Here is a 17,018-nt window from a genome sequence, read left to right as displayed (position 1 = left end):
GCCCGCCAAGGGATCACGGGCCGCGCAAGCGGCCCTTTCATTTGGTCAGCCATATACCTATCTGTAAGCCATCCTGTTCATAGGCCCAGGCTTACATCCAGATAAGCAAGCAAACGCTTGCTTCAGATCCGGAGCAGGCAAGAGCTTGCCCTGGAGGTGACGCGGGGTGGAGCAGCCCGGTAGCTCGTCAGGCTCATAACCTGAAGGTCACAGGTTCAAATCCTGTCCCCGCAACCAACATCAAAAACAGCCCGCTTCACGCGGGCTTTTTGCGTTCGGACCGTGATCGATGGCGACGACCGGCTATTCAACGATTGAGGAGGGCAGCAAGGTTGGCGTGCTGAGAGGTCCGCGAACCGGGGGATTGATGCCGCCTCGGCGCATTTCGCGAGAGATACGTCGAGCATTAGGAAGTTCGCCAACCCGTCATGGCAATCGATCTGCACGACAACAGCATGATTCGAGCCGCGGAGAGATCGTCGTGCGAAGGCGCGAACCGTTGATTTAAACAACCCGCGCCTTGCCGAAGCTTTTCGTCGCGGGCCGCGTCAGCCAGCTCGCCGCAATGACGCCTGGAAGGCCAGCGAGGTCCAGCTGTTGCTCGAGGCGAGGTGGCAATAGAGCAGCGCAAGCGCGCCGGATTTCCTGAGATCAAGAAACGCCTCGTCGCTCAATTTGTTGAAGGCCGGCTCGTCGATCACCTGAAAGTCGGTGAGGTTGAGGGTCTCGCCGCCCTCCAGCGTCACCTTGCTCTGCCGCGGCGCGAACAGGCCGTGCGCGTCGATCTTGTCGATCATGGCGCGAGTCGCATTGAAGTCGGTCTGGAACTGGCTGCAGAAGGCGAGCGCCTGCCTCGAGGCCTCGGCCGGCTCGTTGCCGTCGAAGAAGGGCGCGGTCTCGTCGCCGCCCTTGGACGAAGGCGTCTGCTCGACGACGCGTTCGCTGGCGCGGTCGATGCACAACGTCAGGCGGCCGGTCGTTTTCGATTCATCGGCCAGGATGAAGGGGTACCGGCGGACATAGGCGGGAATGTAATGCGGCTCCGCCCATTTGCCGTCGGCGCCGACGAACAGGTTCTGGTCCTGGCGCAGGCCGGTGATGATGACAGGCGCCTTGGCGTCGCCGATGAAAACGATCGGGTAGGAGCGCATTGCCGCCGGCATTTCCGAGGCGACGACGGGGATGGCGTGCGCGGTGCGGGCAAAGGAGAAATCGGCACGCGCCGTAAGGCCGAGTGAGCCGTGCCGCAGCGGATTGAGCGCCTCGGGCTTTTTGTAGAACAGCGGCAGCGCATTGGCGGGCGTGCTTTCCGCCCCGTCCGTTTTCGCATCGGTCATCCCTGGCATTCTCCTCTTATGCCCTCCCGGTTTAGGCCAGCGGCGGCGAGGGCGCAACGCACTGACGACTGATCTACCCCGACATTAGCGGGATAAATCTACCTCGTTGTTCGATCGTGCTCTTTTCTACTTCTGGAGATCGAGCTCTATAGACAGCATGCCATCAAGCAGCGACATTGGCTGACGGGACAGACTCTCAACACAAAACGTCTTAAGACAGACGAACCAGGGCAGGCGCATGGCATCGCTTTCGGATTTCGAGCAGGGGCAGAGCTTTTCAGTCGAAGCCGGCGGTCAGACGCTCACGCTGGAACTGAGCGCGGTGCAGCCCATTGCCAACAGCCCGCGCGACGGCGGTGGCTTCACGCTGCTGTTCAGGGGGCCGCGCGACGCGGCGCTGCCGCAGGCTATCTATCGGTTCAACGGCAAAAGCGGCGCCCATGAGATCTTCATCGTGCCGATCGCTGCCGATGCGGCGGGGCGACTTTACGAGGCGGTATTCAACTGATTTTTCGCGGTCCGATCGGCCAGGGGACGATCCGGTCATCAGGGTGCTTGCCAGCGCGGCGGCTCGACATATGATCGACTATATCGAGATTGCGGACGTATTTGACGGAGCGGCGTGTAGCGCACTGTGCGCCGAATTCCGGGCGGCCGTGGGCCGTCCGGCCGGCCTGCTGGGGCGTGCCGACCAGAAGACGGCATGGATCCGCAAGACCGCGCGCGCCGAGGTTTCGCAGGCCACTGAAGCGCGAGTGAGTGCCCTGTTGGCGCAGCAGAAGGCGGCTCTCGAGCGGCATTTCGGGCGGCTGCTCGGCCAGGTCGAGGAACCTCAGTTCCTTCACTATCGGGAAGGCGATTTCTTTGTGCCGCATCAGGATGGCAACACGCCGCTCATTCACGACGAGTCGCGGTTCCGAAAGATCTCGGTGGTGATCTTTCTCAACCGTCAATCGGACAACCCTTCGCCAGAAAGCTATGCAGGCGGCTCGCTGGTCCTGCATGGGCCTTACAGCGGCCCGGACCTGCGCGTTGCCATGCCCGCATTGCCGGGCTCTCTCGTCGCCTTTCGTTCGGAAACGACGCATGAAGTCACCCCGGTCACGTGCAACGAACGTTTCACCATCGTATCCTGGTATCGCGGCGCGTGACGACCAACACGGCCCTTACGGCGAACGGATCATCAGGTCGTAGACGCCTTTGTCCTCGGCAACAGTGAAGCCGAGGCGTTTGTAGAGCCGCCGCGCTGGATTGTTCTTCTCGACATGGATCGAGACCGACTTGCCGGCGGCGGCGGCCTCATCGATGAGATCGGCGAGCAACGCACCGCCAGACCCCTTGCCGCGATGCGCCGGCAGGAAGGCGATATCTATGATGCAATGCTCGCTCGCCGAGCGCTCGATATACAGGCGACCGATATCTTGCCTTGCCTGCTCGATCACCAGCCAGTCGGCGTTGGGATAGTATTTCTGGTAATGCGCGTGCTGCGCTTGAAACTGCATGTCGAGGAACGCCGTTTTCTGCGCGTCGCTCCACGGCGTGACGGCAAGTTCTTCGGCGCGGGTCGAGGCGTAGAGCGCCGACAGGAACGGCAGATCGGCGTCCGCCATCGGGCGGAACGTCAGATCAATCCGCGCCGCGCGCACCCAGCAAAATATAACAGGCCCGTTGTCCACAGTCGGAAGCTGGATCATGGAGTGGCGCTTACGGACGCGCCGGATAGACGCCTTGCATGGCAATGATGAACGTCATCGCCAGATAGGGAGGCAGGTTGTTGTGAGGCAACGTACTGCCCGTTATGCTCAGTGCCTGGGGGTCCATCTGGACCAGATTTTGCGAAGTGTTGTTCTGATACAGCGTTCCGCCCCCCGACTTCCCCAGAACAACCGCATCGGTAAGAGTTCCCTGGGCGCCACTCTCGGTGGATATCGCGACAAAATGATTATGTTGCGGCATTTCCGTTTGCAGAAGGGTGACGGACGTTTCGCCACCCGTCTCGCCGAGAAACCGCTCCGACAAGCCATTGCCCTGTCCTTGCCCCATGGGCGCGGAGCCAGCCATATTCGGCAACGCGAAGGTCGACTTGCCGTCGCCGCCGTAAACTGTGCCCAGGAGCGAAAACAGCGCCGTATTCTGCGAGATTGGCAGGAGCTGGCCATCGCAGGTCGCCCACCCCGTCGGGGCGAAATCTCCGGCAAAAATTCGAATTTCGGCGACGAACGGATTGGTCATGGCAAGTCTCTAGCTTTGCTGGGGGAAGATGCCAAATAGCGAGATGATGAAACTGACGGCGAGGAACGGCACCATATTGTCGTGAGGCTGGCTGCCGCCGGCCGGCGAAATGGCTCCGGCGGCCATGTTGCCATCAGGTGCGATACCCACATAGGGCGTCAGCAGGCTCGATGTCGCCAGGACACCGCCGGACGGACCCGGATTCTTGGCGATATTCGACGAACCGGTCCAGGTATGGGAATGGTTCGGCATTTGTTGGGTTGAAACAGTGACGGATTCGACCCCGCCCAGTTCTCCGATGATATAGGTCTGGCTGACCAGCGGGCCCTTGCCAGCATGGACGGGGATGCGGGATGCGAGGTTGGGCAGGGCGAATGTTTCCTCCCCGTCGCCGCCATAGGTCGTACCGATCAGATTGAACAAGGTTTCGTTCTCGGAGATCGGCATCAGCTGGCCTTGGCAGAACGCCCAGCCATTCGGAGGGAAATTGCCACCGAACATCCTGATCTCGCCGACAAAAGGTTGGCTCATCGAAGCGTCCTCTTAATTTCGCGACGGGAATATGCCTTGCAGGGCAATGATGAAATTCAAGACGAGATAGGGCGATCTGTTCTCATGCGGCTGGCCGCCACCGACGAAAGTGATGTTTTCCTTCGCCATAGCCACCGCGCTGCCAGGCGGCTGATAGATCGGGCTGGCGTTCGCCCCCAACAGCGCGCCGGATGGATTGTTGACGTTGCCGGCAGTGTTCGATGCGTTGACGAAATGGTTGTGTGTCGGCATTTCGCCGAGCGTGAGCGTGTGAAACTCTTCGCCGCCCTGGCCGCCGACAATTGCACCGATAGGGCCGCCCGTATGAACCGCCGCACGTCCCCTCATATCCGGAAGGGCAAAATTTGTCTGGCCGTTGCCGCCGTACCTGGTGCCTAGAAGTGAGAACAATGGCTGGTTCTGGTTAAGCGGCAACAACTGGCCGTTACAAAATGCCCAGCCGCGCGGTGCATAGTTCCAGGAAATGATCTTGACTTCACCTAAATAAGGCTCGCTCATCCCCGTTCCCTCCGTTGGCCGCTTACTGTCTGAATTCTTGTATTATGCCTAAGTAAGACAGCAAGTCGATATCAGATTCATAAAATATATTTCCTAGGACGAAATCCAAGGTTGCTGACTACGGTGTCGCGGCAGGCAGCAGTGGCAGCGGCTGGTTGAAGAACGTCCGGGTGTCCGTCAGTGCCGTTGCCCCGCCATTGACGGTTTCGATACCGGCCTCGCTCGCCTGCGGTACGTTGATCGTGCCGTCGGCGCCGCCGAGGCCGTCCGCGAGGAAGCGGATGGCATTGGCGTTGTTGACGTTGGTGATGGTGTTGGCATGAACGTCGGCATTGATGATAGCGCCGGCAAATGTGGCGGTGACCGTGATGCCGCGGCTGTCGGCATTGTCGCGAATGGTGTTGTTGGTGACCGTCGCGTGCACGGTGCCCGGCTGCACGAGCTGCGTGATCGAGACGCTGTCGCCACCGCCTATGCCGTTGACGCCGATGCTCTGAATAATGTTGTTGTCGATCAGCACCTTGGCGACGCCGAGGCTTTCATGCCCAACCCTGATGCCGTTGCCGGTTCGCGATCCCGAGGTTGCTACGCCTTGCGTACCGATGACGTTGTTGGCGATTGTGCCGTCAAGCGTCCGTGCGAGGTCGCCGCTGCTGAACAGGTTGATGGCCGTCGAGTCGCTGTTGGTGACGGTGTTGTTCCGGACGGTGAAATTCAGATTGCCGCCCGTGCCGGCGCCGGAATTGCTGCTCTGGGTGAGGTTGATGCCGTTGTTCAGATTGTTGAATAGATTTCCCGTGGTCTCGCCGATGTGAGCATTGACGGTGCCGTCATTGGCAATGACGAACAGACCGGTTCCAGGGATGACTCCCGGTCCGGGATAGGCGTTGTTGCCGGTGAAGGTTGCGCCGTCGACGGTCAGCGTCATCGTCGGCGCGCCGGCGACACCGGCGCCGTCCGCCTCGAAGATGAAGTCGCTGCCGGCATTGTTTGAGGCGCCGTTGTTCGAGAACGTGCCGCCGCTCACCACCAGGTTCGCCAACGTGCCGCCGGAATTGATGACCTGCACGTTATGGGTGAATGAGTTGGAGACCGTGAGGTTGGTGAACGTGGTGACGTGCGAGGCGTTGCCGGTAAGTTCGTTGAACAGGATTCCGGACTCGGTGTTGGCATCGGCATTGCTGTTCAGGGTCAGACCGTTGAGCACCACACCGTTGACGCGCAGGCCCTTTATGCCGTTGCCCGCATTGTCGCTGATAATCATGTTGCTCAGGCTGACATCCTGAGTGTCGGTCAGGCTGACGCCATCGCCGGTCGAGTTCTGGATCGTGCCGCCGCTGCCCCCCGTCGCGCCGGTGCCGGTCACCACCAGATTGCCGCTGGTGCCGGTGTTGTTGAGCACGATGCCGTTGGCTGCACCATTGGACGCAATGCTCCTGAACGTCACGTCGCCGGCGCCGATCGTCGTGTTGGCGACATTAAGGGCCGTGCCCGTGCCGGACACGATGGTGTTGCCGGTGCCCTGCACCGTCATCGTGCCGCCGGTGGTGGCTGCCGGACCGGGGCCGGTGGCGCTGAAACCGGCGCCGCTGGTCGTGGCGATGACCAGCCCGCCATTGGTGAAGTTGATCGTCGCGCCGGCATTGTCGCTCAGGCTGACGCCAGCCGCCGTGGTCGAGGTGATCGATTTCGACGCGCCGGAGAAGGTGATGATGCCGGCGACATTGTCGTCCAGCAGGATGCCGATCTGGCCCGCCGCATTATGCGTGATGTTGCCCGACAGGGTGATGTTGCCGGCGGTCAGGGCGCGATCCTGGATGTTGACCGCCTGGCCGGTGCTGCCGCTGGTGATCGCGCCGGCATAGGTGAAGGCCGCCGTGCCGCCGCTGTTGGCGGTGCCTAGGCCATCGCCGATACGGATCACGGCGCTTGTTCCGCCCACCAGCGCGCCGGTGCCGAGGTCGATCGCTCCCGAACCGGTGACGGTATCGAGGATGACGGCGCTGGTGCCGCCGGCGCCTTTGTTCGTGGAAGCGAAGGTCACGCCGCCCGCCGCGATGGCAACGCTGTCAAGGTTGACCGCGACGCCGCTGCCGGTCGAAATCGTGTTGCCCGAGCCGATAACGGTCACGGTGCCAGTACCGTTGCTCGTGGCGTTGAAGCCGGTGCCGGAGGTGGTGGTGATGGCTAGGCCGCCGCCGGTGAAGTTGACCGCGGTGTTGGTGTTCGCCGTCAGGTCGACGGCATTGTTGGCTCCGGTGGTCAGTATCTTGCTGGCGCCGGAGAAGTTGATCGTGCCGCCGGTGTTGGCGTTGACGAGGATGCCGTTGGCCACGCCGCCGGTGGCGCTGAGAGTGCCCGACAATGTCGTGGTGCCGGCGGTGCGGGTGGAGATGCTGACGACGTTTCCGGCCGTGGTCTTGGTGACCGAGCCGGCATAGCTGACATTGGCCGAGCCGCCGGTGACCAGGAAGGCCGCGCCGGTCGCGCCGCCGAGCGCACCGGAGCCCAGGCTGACAGTGCCGGCGCCGGTGACATTGGTCAGCGACACGTTGTTGGTGCCGCCGGTCGAATTGGTCGAGGTGAAATTGATGCCGGTGGTGGTGGCGATGCCGTTGAGGTTGACCGCCTGCGCGGAAGTGGAGCTCACCGTGCCGGTCGTCACATTGACCGTGCCGCCATTGCTGGCACTGAATCCGGTGGTGCCGTTGGTGACGATGTCGAGGCTTGCGAAGCTGACGGTCGAGGCCGTGGCGCCGTTGTTGATTGCGACTGCGGTGCCGGTCATCGGCGTCGTGGTGCCGAGATCGACCGTACCGGTGAAGCTCACCGTATTGGCCGCCGTCGCGCCGGAAATGCTGATGCCGCTCGCAGCGCCGTTGGCGATCACCGAGCCGGCGAAGGTGAAGCTGCCGCCAGCGCGGGTCGAGATCGTGGCCGCCGCGCCCGACGTGCTGATGATGGAGCTGGCGCCGTCGAAGCTGATCACCGCGTTGCCGCCGGTCACCGAAAGGCCGCTGCCGCCCGATATGTCGACATTGATACCGGCAATCGTGCCGCCAGCGCCCGACGCGCCGCCGAAGGCGATGCCGGTGCCGGTCGCCGCCGTGGTGATGTTGACGTTGGTCAGCGTCGTCGTGCCGGTGGTGTTGTCGAGCCTGAAGGCAATGCCGGTGGCGCCGGTGCTGGTGACGTTGGTGATGGTGCTGTTGGACGCGTTCAGCCACACATCGCTGGCGTTGCCGGAGAAGGTAACGTTGTTGATCGTCGTGCTGTTTGACGGCGTGATCTCGATACCCTGCGTGGCAAAATTGCTGATAGTCATGTTGCTGATGACGGTATTCGCAGCGCCCGCGCCATTGTCCTTGATGCCGCGCGCGGCACCCGCCGGGCTGCCATTCAGGATGAAGCCGTCGATGATGTTGCCGCCGGCGCCGAGCGTGATGACATTGTTGCCGGCACTCGTGGTCAGCGTCGCGGCGCCATTGGGCGTCTGGTCGATGATCGAGATGTTGTTGCTGGCGAGCTGGATGGTGGAGGGCACCGTCAGCGCCAGGTTGATGTTGCCGTTGCCGAAGCCGCGCAGCTGCTCGCCGATGGCGAGCGCCAGCGTGTCGTTGCCATTGCTGCCTGCCGCGGTGATGACGCCGCCATCGTTGACGAGGACGAGAATGTCCGTCGAGACTGCTGCTGCTTCGGCGGTGGCCAGCGTCGCGAGATTGTTCTGGTCGCGACCGCTGCCGTCACCGGTCGCGGACGCGCCGACGAAATAGACTTTGCCGACTCCGAAGCCCAGGCCGGGAGCCGACTGGAAGTTCACATCCTGGAAATTGTAGGTGCCGGCAACCGGCGCACTGGATGCGTCGATGCCTACATTGGCGCCGATGGTCGAGAGCTGGTCGGTCGCCGATTCGCCGTCGCCATAGGTGAAAGCGAGGTTGGTGGCGCTGTTGAGGAACACGCCGGTGTTGACCCCGGCTATGCTCGAACTGGCGCCGCCGACCACGGCATCGCCGAGGCGCACCGTCTGGCCGCCGATGGCGCCGCGCAGGTCGACGCCTATCGAGGTGCCGGCGGCGGCATTGGTGACATCGAAGTCATTGGCCGTCAGCGCCGCATTGATGGTGGCACCGTTGAGGTCGAAGGCCACGCCCGTGGTGCTGTTCAGGCCGATGTCGAGATCGTTGAAGGACAGCGCCGCGCCAAGCGTGCCGGAAACATCGACACCACGCGTGGTGATGCCTTGCAGGTTGACCGTGCCGAGAATGATGGCGCCGCCGCCGGACGAGGCGATATTGGTCAGCGAGATGCCGGTTGCGGCGGCAGTGGCCGAAACACTGTCGAAATTCATGCCCGCAGCGCCAATCGCAACGCCATTGAGGTTCAACGCGGTGCCGCCGGCCGTCGTGGTGATGCTGTTGTCGCTGAGGAGCGCGCCGACGCTGACCGTGCCACCGCCGCTGGCGTTGAAGCCCGTGCCGGAGGTGGTGGTAATCACCAGGCCACCCGTATCGAAGTTGATCGTCGCGCCGGTGTTGGTCGTCAAGTCGACCGCCGTATTGGCGCCAGTGGTCAGCGTCTTCGTGCCACCGCTGAGAGTGATGGTCCCGCCGGAGTTGCCGTGGACATAAATACCATTGTCGAAACCGCCGGTGGCGCTGAGCGCGCCGGACAGTGTGACCGTGCCGCCGGTGACGCCGGAGATGTCGACGATCTTGCCGGTGGTGGTCTTGGTGACCGTGCCGCCATAGCTGACGGTCGCAGCACTGCCATTGAGCAGGAATGCGACGCCCGAAGCGCCGCTCAATGCGCCGGATCCGAGGCTGACTGTTCCGGTGACATTGGCCAGGCCAACATTGTTGGTGCCGCCGCCCGACGAGGTCGAGTCGAGCGCGATGGTGGCGGCGACGCCGGAGAGGCTGATGGCCTGGCCGCTGGTCGAATTTACCGTCTGGGCTGCAGCGGAAGCGGTGATGCCCATCGTGCCGCCGGTCCCGACAATGCCGGTGCCGCTGGTGGTATCGATGGTCAGGCCGTTGAGGAAGTTCACCGTGCCGGCGCTTTGCGAGAAGCCGACGCCGCTGCTCGTGTCGATGTTGGCGAGGCTGGCGATGTTGAGGTTGCCGCTGACCCAGTTGATGCCGCCGCCGGTCGTCGCGACGTTGTTCACCGTCACCGTGTTGAAGGTGAACGTGCCGGTGTTGGCGCCGGTGACGTCGATGCCGAAGCTGCCGGTGCCGGTGATGCTGGTTGCGCCGGAGACATTCACCGCCCCGGTGACGCCGTTGAGGATGATGCCGCTGGTGGCGCCGCTCGAGGTGATGCTGTCGAAATTGACGCCGCCGGCGCCGAGTGTGCCTTGCAGCGACAGCGCGGTCTGGCCCGTGGCGTTGATCGTCGTGGAACCGGCATTGGCGACGGTGAGGCCATTCAGTCCCGAAAGGCTGAGGCCGGTGGCCAACGATGTCGTGATGTCGAGGCCGCCATTGAAGTTGACCGCAGCTGCCGCGCTGCCGCCCGAAATCGAAACGCCGTTGCCGCCGGTGATCGTCACCTGGTCGGTGAAGGTCACCGCGCCGCCGGTGCGGTTGGCGATATTGATGCCGCCACCGGTCAGCGTTCCCGGAGTGGCGCTGTTGGGCAGGATGCCGCGCGACACCGAAATGGTGCCGGTGCCGCCGTTGACGTCGAGCAGCGTGCCGGCAACGTTGATGTTGTTGTTGATGATCGACAGATTGCCGTTGAGGCCGGCGACCTGGATGGCCGTCTGACCAGCGGCGACGTTGCTGATCGTCACGCCTTCGATGGTGATGCCGCTGGCATTGCTGAAGCCGACCGCGCTCTGATCGATGAGGAAGGCGGCACCGGTCGCGCTGCTGAAGTCGAAAGCGGTGTGGCGCACGGCGTTGTCGCCGAGCAATTGCATCAGGTTGGCCGTCCCGCTGACCACGGCCTCGTCGCCGGTGATGTTGCCGCCGGTGGCGCCGAGATTGCCCTGGACGTTGGCCGGCTGGATCGTGCCGGTCGAAACCACATTGCTGTTGCCGAAGCCGGTGATCGTCTGGCCGGAATCGAGCGTGAAGGCGGTGGCGCCGAGATTGATCGTGCCGACGAAGGCGAAGTTCTGCGTGCCGGTCAGCGCATCGGCGGCGGCGAGCGAAATGGTGTTGACGCCCATGCTGAGATTGCCGGTCGTGCCGGCGGCGATGAAGCCGCCCGACTGCGAGACCAGCGTGATCGAACCGGGCGCGGTGGCGAGGTTGGCGCTGCCGGTGAAGAACACGTCGTCGAAATCGTAGTTGCCGAGCGTCGGATCGAGACCGACCGCGTTGACGGTGAAGCCGCCGGCGGCGGCGATGATGAAGGATTCCAGCCCGTCGGTCGAATCGCCGTCGCCGAAGGTGAAGTTGGCATTGGCGGAGGTCGCCGTGGTCTGGCCGGACGACAATTCGACGCCGATGCCGACATTGTCGATCTTCGAGCCCTGCAGGAAGGTGATGACCTTGTTGCCGGTGGTCGACGACAGGTCGATGCCGCGCGAGGTCAGGTCGCCCAGGCCGGTGATCGTCGTCAGGCCGAAATCGGCCGTCGTCGAGGAGCCGCTGAAGTCGATGCCGGTCTGGTTGGCGCCGACATCGTCGATGGTGGTCGTGCCGAAGCTGACATCGTTGTTGGTGCCGGCGAAGTTGATGCCGGCAGTGCCGCTCGTGGTGCCCAGCGTGACCTGGGTCGTGCCGAAGGTCACCGGGCCGGCATTGCCGACAATGTTGATGCCGATGCCGCCGGCGCCCGTCACGGTCACCGCCCCGAAGGTTGCCGATGCGGTGCTCGCGACACCGGAGACGGACAGGCCGGTGCCCAAGGCATTGGTGATCGATAGCGGGGTGGTAACATTCAACGTTGCGGTGCCGATCAGGCCACCGACCACCGCGCCGCCGCCACCGCTCGCCGACAGGGTCGGGCCGGTGAAGCTGAACGCACCGCCTGCCGGGGGCAATGTCGAGCCGATTGCGAACAGATTTCCGGTGCCGGTCGACGTGACGCTGCCGCTGAACTGGGCCGAGCCGCCGATGGTGCCGTCGATCTTGACCGCCGTGCCTGGTGCTGTTGCCGAGCTGGAGATGTTGGCCGAGACCGTGATCGCGGCGCTGCCGCCAAAAACCACGACGCCGTTGCCGGTGCCGGAACCGGTGATGGTGCCGCCGATGTTGATCGTGCCGGTGTTGTTGGTCAGGCTGACGTCGTCGCCCGAAACCAGCGTCGTCACCAGATTGTTGACATTGACCGTCGCGGCGCTGCCTTGCACCACGAAGCCGGGGCCACCGCCAACAACCGTGTCGATCGTCGTCGTGCCATTGAAGGTAACGGCGTTGGCCACGTTGGTGAGGCGGATGGCGTCGCCATTGACGCGATTGATGTCGACAGCGCCGAAGGTGACGCTGCCGCCGCTGGTGTTTTCGATGAGGATGCCGGTCTGCACGGCGCCGCCTGAGCCGTCGACGGTGACGCTGTCGAAAATGACGCCGCCTGCGCCGATGGTCAAACCGCCGGCGCCACCGAGATGGATGCCGTTTTCGACAGGGCCGAGCCCAGATGCGGTCGTGTTGGTGCCGGTGACGGTGAGCGTGCCGCCATTGATGGCGCTGAAGGCAAGGCCGCCATCGGTGGTGAGGTCGAGCCCGCCGGTGAAATTGATCGTGCCGCCGGCATTGCCGGTCAGGTCGATGGCGTTGGCCGCGCCGGTGCTGGCGGTGATTTGGCCGGCGAAGGTGGCGGAGCCGCCGGTCATGCCGCTGATCATGACCGCGCTCGCGGCACTCGTCTGATTGATGGTGCCGTTGTAGGTGAGGTTAGGCGTTGCTCCAAGAATGCTGAGCGCCGTGCCCGTCGTGCCGGCGATCGAACTCGCATTGTCGAAGGTCAGCGTGCCCGTGGAACCGCCCGTGACGCTGACGCCGATACCGGCGCCGGTGATATCCAAATTGTTGAAGGTGCCGGTGCCGCCGAAGTTGCTGGCCAGCAGGCCGGTGCCGCTGACGCCGCCCATCGTCGTGTTGGTGATGTTGATCGCACCCGTTGCGCCGGTCAGGTCGATGCCGGTTACGGCGCTGCTGATCGTCACCCCGGTGATGGTGGCCGCGTTTACATTCGATCCGTTGATCGCCGAGCCCGAACCCGCATTGCTGACGCTGAGGTCGGCGACGCGGTTGCCGTTGGCGAGATCGATGGTGCTGCCGGCCGAGTTGTTGAGAGTGGCGGCGCCATTGCCGAACGGATCGACCTGGGTGCCCGAAGTAACCACCTCGGCGCCGGTGACGTTGGCCGGCGGCCCGCCGAGAGCGACGGTGTTGCCGTTGGCGAAGGAGACGATCTGCTGGCCGTCGGCAAGCGTGAAGCCGTCGGCATCGGTGTTGATGGTTCCAGCGCCGTTGTTGACAAGGACGAAGATGGTGTTGGCTTCGGTCGTCAGACCGTCGGCGGCGTCGGCGTTGATAAGGTCGCCAACGCTCGCGCCGGAGCCGGTCCCGGTGTTTGCTGCGCCGACGAAGATGACGTTGGCGGTGTCGAACAGCTGCGGGCCGACCAGATGGGTGGCGTTGAAGGCATAGGTGCCGTTGCCGGCTAGCAGGCCGCGCATGTCGAGCGAGGCGGTCGTCCCGGTGATCGAACTGGTGCCGACACCGGCGCCGAACGAGAAGGTCGTGTTTGCGCTGGTGCCTGCCGCGCCGTTGGTGCCCATCTGGACGCCGGTGCCGGCGGAGATCACACCGGTGCCGATCGTCACCGAGCCGCCGGTGGTGCCGGAAAGGTCGATGCCGGTCGAAGTGCCGGCGCCGGTGATGTCGAGCGAGGTGGCGGTGAAGGTCGACTGGCTGCCCGACAGGTCGAGCCCGGTCTTGCCGGTCGGCAGGCCGGTGATGTCGATGTTGGCGAAGCTGATCGTGCCGTTCGTACCGGAAATGTCGATCGCGTTTTGGCCCGGCTGGTCGATCGCGACATCGCCGAAAGTGATGGCACCGGAATTGGCAGCCAGTATGATACCAGAGCCAGAAGGAGCGGTGACCGTGACATTGCCGCCAAAGCCTACCGTTGCCGAGCTATTCTGGATGACAATGCCGTTTGCGACGTTCGAAATTTTCGTCGAGCCGGAGATATCGAAGCTGCCGGTGACGTTCGTGAGGCCGACACCGGTCCCGCCACTAATCTGGTTGAGGCTGGTCAGCGTGACATCGAGCCCAATCTGGGATGCGCTGAATCCGTTGCCGCCATTGCCGGAGATCGTTCCGCCAGTGGTCGTCAGCTTGCCGGCGCCCGTCGATGTGGCGTCGACGCCACTGCCGCCATTGACCTTGGCGTCAAGCGTCTCGAAGCCGTAGGTACCGTTGCCGTTGATCAACAGGCCGTCGGTGCCGTTGTTCGACAGCGTCGTCGTGCCGTTGAACGAATAGGTTCCGTCGCCCTGGATCGACAAGCCGGCGCCGCCATTGTTGGTCGAGCTGAGGTTGGTGGCGGCAACGGTATTGGTGCCGTCGAACAGCAAGCCGTTCAGGTCGGCGCCGCTGACGGCTAGGCCCGTCATTGTGACATTGCTGACGGCGCTGCCGTGAACCGCGTTGCCGCCACCGGTATTGGACAGGTTGAAGTCGAGCAGCGAGGTATTGTTGGCGAGCGTCACCGTGTCGCCGGCACCGCTATTGGTCAGCGTGGCTGCGCCGCCGGCGTCGGAGACGGTGCTGCTGTGCACGACATTGTCGCCCGTCACATTGATCGGGATGCCGCCGAGCGAGAACGTGCGGCCATTGCCGAACGAAGCCAGCGTCTGGCCGGCGCTCAGCGAGAAGCCGTCCGCATCGTCTATGTCCGTGCCGCGATTGACCAGCACGAAGATCGCGGTGCCGTCGGTATTGGCATCGGCCGTCGCGACCGTCGCCAGGTCGAGCAGCGAGGATCCGGTGCCCGAACCGGTCGCGGTCGCGCCGACGAAAATCACATTCTGCTGGTCGAACAGCTGCGGGCCGCTGAAGGTCGTCGAGCCGAAAGCATAGAGCCCGAGCGTCTGGTTGAGCCCCCGCGCGTCGAGCGAGGCGGTGATGCCGGCAATCGAGCCGCCGCCGAAACTGAATTGGGCATTGGCCGAATTGGCCAGCGAGCCGGAAATGCCGAAGCGCACGCCGGTATCGACATTGGCGATCGCGCCGCCATCGGTGATGACGATCGTCGCCCCGCCCGCGCTGGGCGAAGACAGATCGATGCCGATCGAGCCGGCGGCGCCTGTGCCAGTGATGTTGAGCGACTGCGCCCTGAAATTGGTCTGGCTGCCGGAGAAATCGAGGCCGACGCCGGAGCCGAGGCCAGCAATGACGATGTTGCCGGCAATTATCGATGTGTTGGCGCCCGCAAACACCGTGCCGTCCGAGCCGGGATTGGTGATGTTGATGTCGCCGAAGCGGATCGCGGCCGGCGAATCCGTGATCGCGATGGCCGGTCCGGTCGTGTTCGAGATCGTCGTCGCGCCGTTGACGGTGAAGCTGCCCGAAAGATTCTTGAGCACGACGCCCGATGTGCCGCCGGTCTGGGTGATCGAATCCAGCACGATATGGGCGGTGATCGGATCGATGAGGACGCCGACGCCGTCATCGCCGAGCGCCTTGTTGCCCGACACCTGGCCGCCGGTGATGGTGATCGAGCCGGCGACCCCGGTGCCCTTCACGGCTATGCCGGCATCATTGTTGTCGAGCGCGTTGAGGGTGGCGAATGTGTAGGTGCCGTGGCCGGTTATATCCAGGCCGTCGTCGCCATTGCCCTGCAGCAGCGTCGTGCCGGTGAAATTGTAGGTGCCGTCGCCTTCGATATGCAGTCCGTCGAGGCCGTTGCCGGTCGCGGTGAAGTTCGAGCCATTGACGCCGGTCGATGTGCCGGTGAAGTCGGCGCCGTGGCCGCCGGTGCCGGTGACCGTGACGTTGGTCAGCGTGGCGCCGGCGATGTTGTTGCCGAAGATGCCGTCCTTGCCGCCGGTGATGGTGATACCGCTCAGCGTGTTGCCATTGGCGAGCGTCAGGACGTTGTTGGCGGGGTTAGTGCCCTGGATGGTGCCGTTGGAGCCGCCGAAATTGTAGGTGCCGATGCTGCCGTCGGCGAGCCGCGCCTGGACACCGCCGCCACCGCCGATAACGGTCTGTCCGTTGGCGAGCGTCACGCCGGCTGTCGTAATGTTGCCCTTGCCGCTCAGCGCGACGACGACGCCGTTAGCGCCGGCGCCGGCGACTGCATTGTCGAGCGTGGTCGGGTCGCCGATCGTGCCGAGGCCGAGCGCGTCGTTGTCACCATCGGCAAAGAAGAACTGGCCGAATGCCGTGTTGGTGGCGGCATTGATCGCCACCCGCGTCGACGTGCCGGTAACTTTGTCCTGGCTCTCGATGCGAACGCCGATGTCGCCGCGTACGCGCTCGTTGACGCGTTTGCGCAGGCCGGGGCTGACCGGATAGACCGGCTCGGCGCCGTCATCGGCCGAAGACGAGCCCTTGTCGAAAGCGTTGAGCGGCACCGTCAGCCGGATGCTGCCGGCGAACTGGGTGTCATCGCGGTTGTCGTTGCGCACCTCGCCGGTGAAGGTCAGCGACGTGCCTTTGCCGATGACGTCGCCGATCGAATATTCCAGGCCGGCCTTGGCGCCGGTGATGCTGCCGTCGTCGCCGTCGGGATCGCCGAAATGGTAGGCGCCGACATCGAAACGCAGTGAATGGTTCTCGGGCAGGTTGAGCGGCACCTGAACGCCGACCTCGCCCTCGATGCCCCAGGCCGCGTAATCGCGGTGGGCGATGGCCGATATCTGCTCGATCAGCTGATGACCGACCAGCGACAGGCTCGACTCTTGCCCGGCCGTGCTGCGGTCGCCGCTGATCGGCAGATAGACGTTTACGTGCGCATCGTATTTTGAGGTGATGGCCTCGAGGCCGAGCGTCGAGGCGACGAACTGGTGACTGTCGTGGTTCTGGATGTTGAGATAGGCGTAGCCGCCGATCATCAGATCCGGATTCACGATGCGGCGAACGCCGAGGCCGACGTCCTGGCCGAAGCCGTCGTCGAAATCGTATTTCGAGCGCACATCGAGAAAGAGAACGGATTCGAGGTTCTGCTTCAGCGGCAGGAAACCCTCGATCGCCGTGTTGCCGCCATTGTTGTTGGCGCCGATGATGGCGCGGACCTGCGGCTGCCACAGTCCGGTGTCGCCGGCATGGGCGGCTATGCCGGAAAGGGCAAGTGCCAGAGTGGACAACGCAGTCGTCTTCCAGAGATGCCTGGAGAAACCTGACCGGCGATACTTGCTATTCGCCCGGAAGCTTCTTCCGTGCGTCGCCATGTCATTGATCTGCCGAGTTTTCTCGGTCGTCTCCATCC

At 63.7% G+C, this 17,018-nt stretch carries 8 protein-coding genes and 1 tRNA gene; 3 read left to right on the top strand and 6 right to left on the bottom strand.

Annotated features, from left to right (window positions below):
* The first annotated feature begins 160 nt into the window (after nucleotides 1-160).
* Nucleotides 161-237: transfer RNA gene (locus NKI15_RS28295), tRNA-Met, on the top strand.
* A 311-nt stretch (nucleotides 238-548) separates the two neighbouring features.
* Here the strand turns inward: NKI15_RS28295 and NKI15_RS28290 are convergent.
* Entirely contained in the window at nucleotides 549-1,337 is a 789-nt protein-coding gene (locus tag NKI15_RS28290; protein ID WP_023704278.1) for a SapC family protein, read from the bottom strand.
* 238 nt (nucleotides 1,338-1,575) lie between these two features.
* Here NKI15_RS28290 and NKI15_RS28285 point away from each other — a divergent pair, with 238 nt between their 5' ends.
* Together NKI15_RS28285 and NKI15_RS28280 are read left to right on the top strand one after the other, a co-directional pair.
* Nucleotides 1,576-1,845: a DUF6916 family protein gene (locus NKI15_RS28285; RefSeq protein WP_023704276.1), complete on the top strand. Its 270-nt coding sequence runs from the start codon at nucleotides 1,576-1,578 to the stop codon at nucleotides 1,843-1,845.
* 70 nt (nucleotides 1,846-1,915) lie between these two features.
* Nucleotides 1,916-2,488, top strand: coding sequence for a 2OG-Fe(II) oxygenase (locus NKI15_RS28280; protein ID WP_023707559.1), 573 nt, complete (start codon nucleotides 1,916-1,918; stop codon nucleotides 2,486-2,488).
* A 15-nt stretch (nucleotides 2,489-2,503) separates the two neighbouring features.
* Here NKI15_RS28280 and NKI15_RS28275 read toward each other — a convergent pair whose 3' ends face one another.
* The 5 genes from NKI15_RS28275 to NKI15_RS28255 form a co-directional block, all read right to left on the bottom strand.
* Nucleotides 2,504-2,947 (bottom strand): GNAT family N-acetyltransferase, encoded by a 444-nt coding sequence (locus NKI15_RS28275; protein ID WP_032995624.1) that lies wholly within the window; start codon nucleotides 2,945-2,947, stop codon nucleotides 2,504-2,506.
* Between the two features lie 94 nt (nucleotides 2,948-3,041).
* Entirely contained in the window at nucleotides 3,042-3,569 is a 528-nt protein-coding gene (locus tag NKI15_RS28270; RefSeq protein WP_023686661.1) for a phage tail protein, read from the bottom strand.
* A gap of 9 nt (nucleotides 3,570-3,578) precedes the next feature.
* Complete coding sequence (locus NKI15_RS28265) at nucleotides 3,579-4,070, bottom strand: phage tail protein (protein ID WP_245265697.1); 492 nt, start codon at nucleotides 4,068-4,070, stop codon at nucleotides 3,579-3,581.
* A gap of 42 nt (nucleotides 4,071-4,112) precedes the next feature.
* A complete protein-coding gene (locus tag NKI15_RS28260; protein ID WP_023704274.1) occupies nucleotides 4,113-4,619 on the bottom strand; it encodes a phage tail protein in 507 nt (168 codons plus the stop codon).
* 118 nt (nucleotides 4,620-4,737) lie between these two features.
* A complete protein-coding gene (locus NKI15_RS28255; RefSeq protein ID WP_352887642.1) occupies nucleotides 4,738-16,896 on the bottom strand; it encodes a beta strand repeat-containing protein in 12,159 nt (4,052 codons plus the stop codon).
* Nucleotides 16,897-17,018 lie beyond the last annotated feature (122 nt).

This window comes from Mesorhizobium sp. M0862 (genome assembly GCF_040319795.1).
Taxonomy (GTDB): Bacteria; Pseudomonadota; Alphaproteobacteria; order Rhizobiales; family Rhizobiaceae; genus Mesorhizobium.
This window is presented reverse-complemented; position numbering and strand designations above follow the sequence as displayed.